Origin of the sequence: Cellulomonas sp. P24 (assembly GCF_024704385.1) — a bacterium.
GTDB lineage: Bacteria > Actinomycetota > Actinomycetes > Actinomycetales > Cellulomonadaceae > JAJDFX01.
In genome coordinates this window covers 21,139-27,488 of the sequence record NZ_JAJDFX010000001.1, presented here as the reverse complement: position 1 = coordinate 27,488, position 6,350 = coordinate 21,139, and the positions used below count along the sequence as shown (strand labels likewise).

6 protein-coding genes are annotated in these 6,350 nt (G+C 72.9%); all 6 read left to right on the top strand.

Features of this window, described 5'->3' with window-relative positions; genetic code table 11:
* The first annotated feature begins 598 nt into the window (after positions 1–598).
* The gene (locus LJB74_RS00135) at positions 599–778 is read left to right on the top strand and encodes a hypothetical protein (RefSeq protein ID WP_259306628.1); all 180 of its coding nucleotides are present in this window, start codon (positions 599–601) and stop codon (positions 776–778) included.
* On the top strand, positions 775–1,881 hold the full coding sequence (locus LJB74_RS00130) for a hypothetical protein (RefSeq protein ID WP_259306627.1): 1,107 nt from the start codon (positions 775–777) through the stop codon (positions 1,879–1,881). Before LJB74_RS00135 ends, LJB74_RS00130 begins: the two co-directional genes overlap by 4 nt.
* Positions 1,882–1,888: 7 nt before the next feature.
* Positions 1,889–3,034 (top strand): type IV secretion system protein, encoded by a 1,146-nt coding sequence (locus LJB74_RS00125; RefSeq protein WP_259306626.1) that lies wholly within the window; start codon positions 1,889–1,891, stop codon positions 3,032–3,034.
* A 282-nt stretch (positions 3,035–3,316) separates the two neighbouring features.
* On the top strand, positions 3,317–4,828 hold the full coding sequence (locus tag LJB74_RS00120; RefSeq protein ID WP_259306625.1) for an SCO6880 family protein: 1,512 nt from the start codon (positions 3,317–3,319) through the stop codon (positions 4,826–4,828).
* Positions 4,829–5,019: 191 nt separating this feature from the next.
* Positions 5,020–5,409: a hypothetical protein gene (locus LJB74_RS00115; protein ID WP_259306624.1), complete on the top strand. Its 390-nt coding sequence runs from the start codon at positions 5,020–5,022 to the stop codon at positions 5,407–5,409.
* A 122-nt stretch (positions 5,410–5,531) separates the two neighbouring features.
* A complete protein-coding gene (locus LJB74_RS00110; protein WP_259306623.1) occupies positions 5,532–6,350 on the top strand; it encodes a hypothetical protein in 819 nt (272 codons plus the stop codon).

Here is a 6,350-nt window from a genome sequence, read left to right as displayed (position 1 = left end):
AGGAGGGGCAGTTCCTCGCGCCGCGACCTACGGACTCGAAGGCCGCGCCCAGGCCGACCGAGCTTCCAGGGTGACAGACGCCCACTTCGGGCGTCCGGGGAGAGTGTTCTGCCCGTGGTCGGCCGCCTGCCCCAGGCCGGCGCGACGAGCCCGCGCTGGCGATCGCCACCCACGCCTCGCCGGCCTGTGTCATCGGGTGCAGCTCGCCCTCCGCGTCGGGCCTGGCGGGAGCGGCCACCGCCGAGCTGGGGACGACCTCTTCGGGATGGATCGCCGGACGTCGGGACCAGGTCCATCTCACCCGACCGAGCTTTCTCCGTGTGAGCGCGCCGGCGAGCCGCCATTGCCCGACGACGCGGCCACCGGCACGGTCCCGAGCGTGCTGGACGTCGGTTGGCAGCTGGGCAGTTGCGCGCGACTCACGGCTGGTTGCTTGCCACCGTGGACGCAGCGCCGCAGCTCGTATTCGCCGGCACACAGCCACCGTGCCGGGGCTCCGTCGCCTGGAGATCGCCCTCACCCTGCTCGATCCAACTGACCGGTTGTCGTGGTGCGCGGCCTGGACCCGCGCTGATGGCCACCTGCGCTGACAGCCGCGATGGGCACCGCTACGCGGGACCAGCACCGCACCGGGCGGTGGGTCGCGGTCCCGCACGACAAGCGGCTCGCCCTGCGCGGTATCGACTCCGCGCCGCTGCCACCGGCGCTCGTCACGGCCGCGCGCGACGTCTTGCGCCACGTGAGCGCTGCCGGACATCCACAGAAGGGAAGCTCATGAGCATCCTCGCCGCGCACAGTCTCGGCACCGCCATGCGCGCCGTCTGCCCGGTGGCGCCGCCCGGCGCCCAGGCCTACGCGGACCAGATGACCGGCTACGTGATGTGGGGGGTGCTCATCCTGCTGGGCATCGGCGTGATCGTCGGGCTCGGGGCGATCGTCGGCGGGCGGGGTGTTCTCGCTGCCGCATGCCAGCAAGGCCGGCATCGTCTCGCTGGTCATGATGTTCATCTCCGGAATCGCGTACATGGTGGTCCCGCCGATGGTCGCGGGTATCACCGGCGCGGGCTGCGTGTGATGTCGGCGCTTCCCGACGAGACCCCGCAGTGGGGCAGGCGAAGGCTCCTCGCCATCGTCGTCACTTTGGTCCTCGTCGTCGTGAGCGGCCTGGTCGGGCTGGTCTACGCCGTGCACGGCGCCGTCGCGTCCAGGGGCAACGGGGACGATCGCGCCGCGGTGGTCGTCGACGCGCTGCCGAGCGGGCCAGCCCGCCGGGACGCCATCGCCGCTGCGCCGATGCTGCGGGTGACCCCGCACGACTCCGCGCGGCGGCACCCCGGCCGCCAGCCCGGCGCCGACGATCGTGGTGCCCGCGGCGACGAGTCTTGGCCCTGCGGAGGTCCCGACGGGGTTCGATCGCACCCCGAGGGTGCGGTCGGCCAGCTCGCCGCGATAGCGACGACGGTTCTGCAGAGCATGTCGATCCCGCAGGTGCGAGCCGCGCACGAGCACTGGTCCGCGCCCGGGGCGCCGGGAGTCGAGGAGTGGGCGCTGATGGCCGCGGTCCAGGCCCTCCTGGCCAGCGAGGCCGGGCGGCACATCGACGCACCCGGCACCTCGGTGGTCACCGTCCCTGTGGCCGCGCAGATCAAGGGCAGCGACGAGGATGACTGGGTGGTGGCCTGCGTGCTGCTCGACGTCACGGTCACCGTCGTGACGGAAGCTCGCGCGGCGTACGGGTACTGCGAACGCCCGCAGTGGGCCGCCGACCGCTGGGTCATCGCGCCCGGTGCGTCCCCGGCGCCCGCGCCATCGACCTGGCCTGGGACCGATCTCGCCGCCGCCGCCGGGTGGCGCACCTGGACGACGAGCGCGGCGAAGTGAGGTCGGTATGAACTGGTCGGACTACCTCAACCCCTTCGCTGCCCTGGGCAACGCTGCCGCCAGTGTCGTCGCCGACGGGTGGACCGCCGCGATGCTGGGCATCTGGAATGCCGGGCTGTGGCTGCTCAAGCTCGCCCTCACCATCGAGGACGCGTTCCTCGTGCCCGACCTGAGCGCCGGCGGCCCGATGCGGGACCTCTACGGCGCGACGTTCTGGATCGCCGGCGCCGTGGTGCTGTTGCTGTTCCTGGTGCAGCTCGGCATCGCCGGGGTGCGCCGCGACGGGCAGAGCGTGGGCCGGGTGCTGCTCGGGGTAGGCCAGTTCGGAGCGGTGTGGGTGATGTGGATCGTCTTCGCCGTCGCGATCCTCGCCGCCGCCGGGGGACTCACGAGGGCGCTGACGCAGTCGCTGCTCGGCGTCGACTCAATGTCGGCGTGGCAGCCGTGGACGGGGTTCTCGACCGCGGACCTCACGGACGGCACCGTCGCGACGGTCCTCGGGGTTCTGGGGATCTTCGTCGTGTTCGCGGCCGTGGCGCACTTGCTGGTCATGCTCGCCCGCGCGGCCGCGCTCATGGTGCTGGCCGCCACCAATCCGGTGTCCGCGGCCGGGCTCGTCTGGGACGGCGGACGGTCCTGGTTCTGGAAGACGTTCCGCTGGTTCCTGGCCGCCGCGTTCACGCCCGTCCTGATGGTCCTGATGCTTGGTCTGGGCGTGAAGGCGACCAGCGGCGTGGCCTTGTCGATGACCGACTCCCTGCAGACGGCGATCGGCACTGCCGTCCCGGGCGTCGTGCTGGATCTTCGTCGGCAGCTTCGCGCCGCTGGCGCTGTTCAAGCTGCTCGCGTTCGTCGACCCCGGGACGAGCTCCGGCTCGGCCATGCGCGCCGGGCTGGCCGCCCAGGGCGGCTGGCAAGGAGTCCTGAACGGGCGGGCGGACGGCGCCAACACCTCGGATGCAGCCTCCAGCAGCGACGCCTCCGGGCAGTCCGGAGGGGGAGGCCGACACGGAGGCGGCCACGAACGACCGGTTTGCTCGCTCGGCGGGCGGCTTTCTCGGCGCCCTCGGCGCGGGCGGTCAGGTGCTGGCGCAGGGCTGGGGCATGGCGCAGGGCCTGGGGAGCCAGGGTGCCGCCCTCGGTGCGGACCTGACGAATCAGATGGGCGTCGGCCACAACACCTACATCCCGGACTTCTTCCGGCAGCCGCTCCCGGCCCGGTCAACAGGGACGCTCGCGCGACGAGGACACCCCGGACATCAATGGCTCGGGGCCCGACGACGATGCCGGCTTCGGTCCCAGCCCGAGCGCCACCGGGAAGCCCCCGGTCGGCGGATCCCCGACGGCCGGCGCCGCCGGCGGTGCCGGAGGCGGCGCAGCCGCAGCGCCCGAGGCAGCCGTCGCCGCGGTCGTCGTCTGAGAGAGGAGACTGCCCGTGAGCCAGGTCTACAGCGAGTACTCCCGAGCCAGGATCGGCTGGTTCCCGTTCGGGCTCACAGGCTGGCAGGCGGCCGTGCTGGCCGTCTGCGTCCTGCCTGTCCTCTGGGCGTTGAGCCGACGAGCGTGGGCGTCGGCGGCCGTCCTTCTCCTGGTCGCCGGCGTGGTCGCCGTGGTGACTGTCGTCCCGGTGCGGGGCCGCTCGGCCCTGGGCTGGCTGCTGGCCAGCACGGCCGTCGCGATCGGCGGGCTCGGCGGTTGGACCCGGTTTCGCTCCCAGGCCTCGCGCGGGCAGGCCGACGACCTCGGAGGCGTCGATCTGCCGGGGTCGCTGACCGGCGTCGAGATCCACGAGGGGCCGCCCGTCGGCCTGAACGCCGCGCGGGTAGCCCTGATCCAGAACCACGTCGCGCGCACCTGGGCGGCGACGGCGGCGATCGTCCACCCGGGTATCGGCATGCGCGGGGTCGACGACCGGGCGCGGATGGCCAAGGGCCTGGCCGACCTGATCGACCAGGCGGGACGCACCGAGCTGATCGACGAGGTCCTGCTCTTGGTGCGCACGGTCCCCGAGGACGGCGCCGAGCGCGACGAGTGGATCCGCCGTCACCGCCGCCCCGACGGGCCGGCGCAGGTCCGGGCGATCAACGACGACCTGCAGCGCGTCCTGACGCAGGCGTCGGTCCGCACTCAGGCGTTCGTGACGATCGTCGTGCCCGAGACCCGGATCGGGAAGGCGGCCCGAGAGGCCGGCCGTGGGGTCGAGGGACGCGCCCAGGTCATGTACGGGCTCATGGCCGAGGTCGAGGCCCAGCTCAAGGGCGGCCTCGGCGCGGTAGCCGTGACCTGGCTGACGAGCCCCGAGCTCGCCGTGGCGTGCCGCACCGGGTTCGCCCCCGGTGACCGCGCCGGGATCGTCGACGCGCTCCTCGCTGCGGCAAACGGCGAGGACGTCACCGCGGACGTCCCGTGGGCCATGGCCGGCCCATCGGGCGCCGACGTTGTCGCCCGGCACTACAGCCACGACGCGTGGAACTCGATCAGCGCCACCATCAAGCTCCCGGTCAAGGGCGCCGTCCTGGGTGCGCTCGCTCCGGTCCTGACCCCGACCGAGCCGGGGGAGCGGCGCAGCTTCCTCGTCGCCTTCCCGATCCTGAGCCAGGCCAAGGCCGCTCGGCAGACGGCGTCGCGCGAGTGGGCCGCCGACATGGGTCAGGGGTTGCGGGAGCGGGCCCGGATGCGCTCGACGACGAAGATGCACGACGCGGCCGCGCAGGTGCGATCCCTGGAGATCAAGCAGGCCCGCGGCAGCGCGGTCACCCGCCCGTACGCGGTGTGTACGGTCACCGTGCCCAAGACAGTGCGCGTCGCCGAGTATGGGCGCCGCCTGGACGCAGCGATCCGCCGCGCCGGGTTCGCCCCGCTGCGCCTGGACGTCAGCCACGACATTGCGTTCGCCGCCTCCGTCGTGCCGCTCGGCGTGAGCCTGACGCGGACGGGGGACGCGTGAGCCCCCGGCCGGCAACGACGGGCAGGGACGTCTCCCGGCTCCTCGCCGACTTCGGGCACGACCTGCCCGCCGCTCTCGCTACGCCGCCCGCCGCCTCGCCCGACAGGCTATTCCGGCACGTGCGGGCGCGCGGCGACCGACGACGAGGCCTAGGCTGGGCACCCGCGTCGGCGCCGGTGGTGTCCTACCAGATGACCTCCGACCAGGCCGGGGCGTTCTGGCCGTTCGTCGCCGGCCCCGGGCTGCCACAGACCGGGGCTCAGATGGGCGCCGACACGATGTCGGGCACCGCGTTCTACGCCGACCCGATCGGCTGGGTGCTGCGCGACGACATCCCCGTCACCAACGCCAACGTCATCACCATGGGCAAGCCCGGCACCGGAAAGTCCGCCACCACGAAGGCGTTCGCCCTGCGCATGACCGACTTCGGCTACCGCATCCTCATCCTCGGCGACCCGAAGGACGAGTACGAGCCGCTGTGCCGATTCTTCGGCGTCGACCCCATCGCCCTCGGCCCCGGCATGCCGGCACGGGTGAACCCGCTGGCGTTCGGACCCTCGGCGACGGCTGGGACCGGCTGAACGCCCGGCAGGCACAGCAGCGCGCCGCAATCGTCTTCTCCCGCTGGCTGACGCTCGTCCGCGGCCTCGTCGGCAGCCAGCGGATCGGCGAGCAACGCGTCCCATTCGGCCCCTCCGAGGAGGTGATCGTCAAGACCGCACTGCGCGACCTCACCGGCTACGCGCACGCCTCATCGACCCTCACCGAGACGACGATCCCGCAGCTGTGGCACCACCTCGACGAGCCCAGCGACACCCTCGTCGACCAGTGCCGCTTCGCCACCCGCCAGCAGTTCCTCGACGAGAGCCGCCTGCTGCGCGACGCCCTGGGCCAACTCGTCTCCGGGGCCCTGGCCGGCCTGTTCGACGACCACACGAACATCGCCGTCGACTGGACCGCCCCCATCCAGTCCCTGTCGCTGTCGCGGCTGAGCCCGCTGGGCGACGAGGCGATCGGCATCGCCCTGCTCGCGCTGAACTCCTGGGGCCGGGGCATGCGCGAGATCGCCCCGCCGGGGGACCTGCGCGTCGTCGTGCGCGACGAGGTGTGGAAGATCATGCGCCTGGGCGTGGACGCCGTGAAGTCGCTGGACGAGGACTTCCGCCTGTCGCGGGGCGTGGCCGGCAAGGGCGGTGACATCCAGTGGGCCAACGCGCACAAGCCGTCCGACATGCTCACCGTCGGTGACGTCGGCTCCCAGGCCGCGAACATCGCCCGGGACCTCATGCACCTCGCCGACATCAAGATCCTGCACGGCCAGAAGCCCGAGATCGCCCGCGACCTGGACGCGATGCTCGGCCTTGGCCCGCAGGCGACCGCGGCGATCACCGGGTGGGCGATGCAGCGCAAGGGCCGGGCGCTGTGGATGGTCGGCGAGCACCCGTACAAGGTCGAGACGCGGCTGCACCCGGTCGAGCAGCAGCTGACGTGGACCAACGAGGCCATCGCCGGGGCGGCGTAG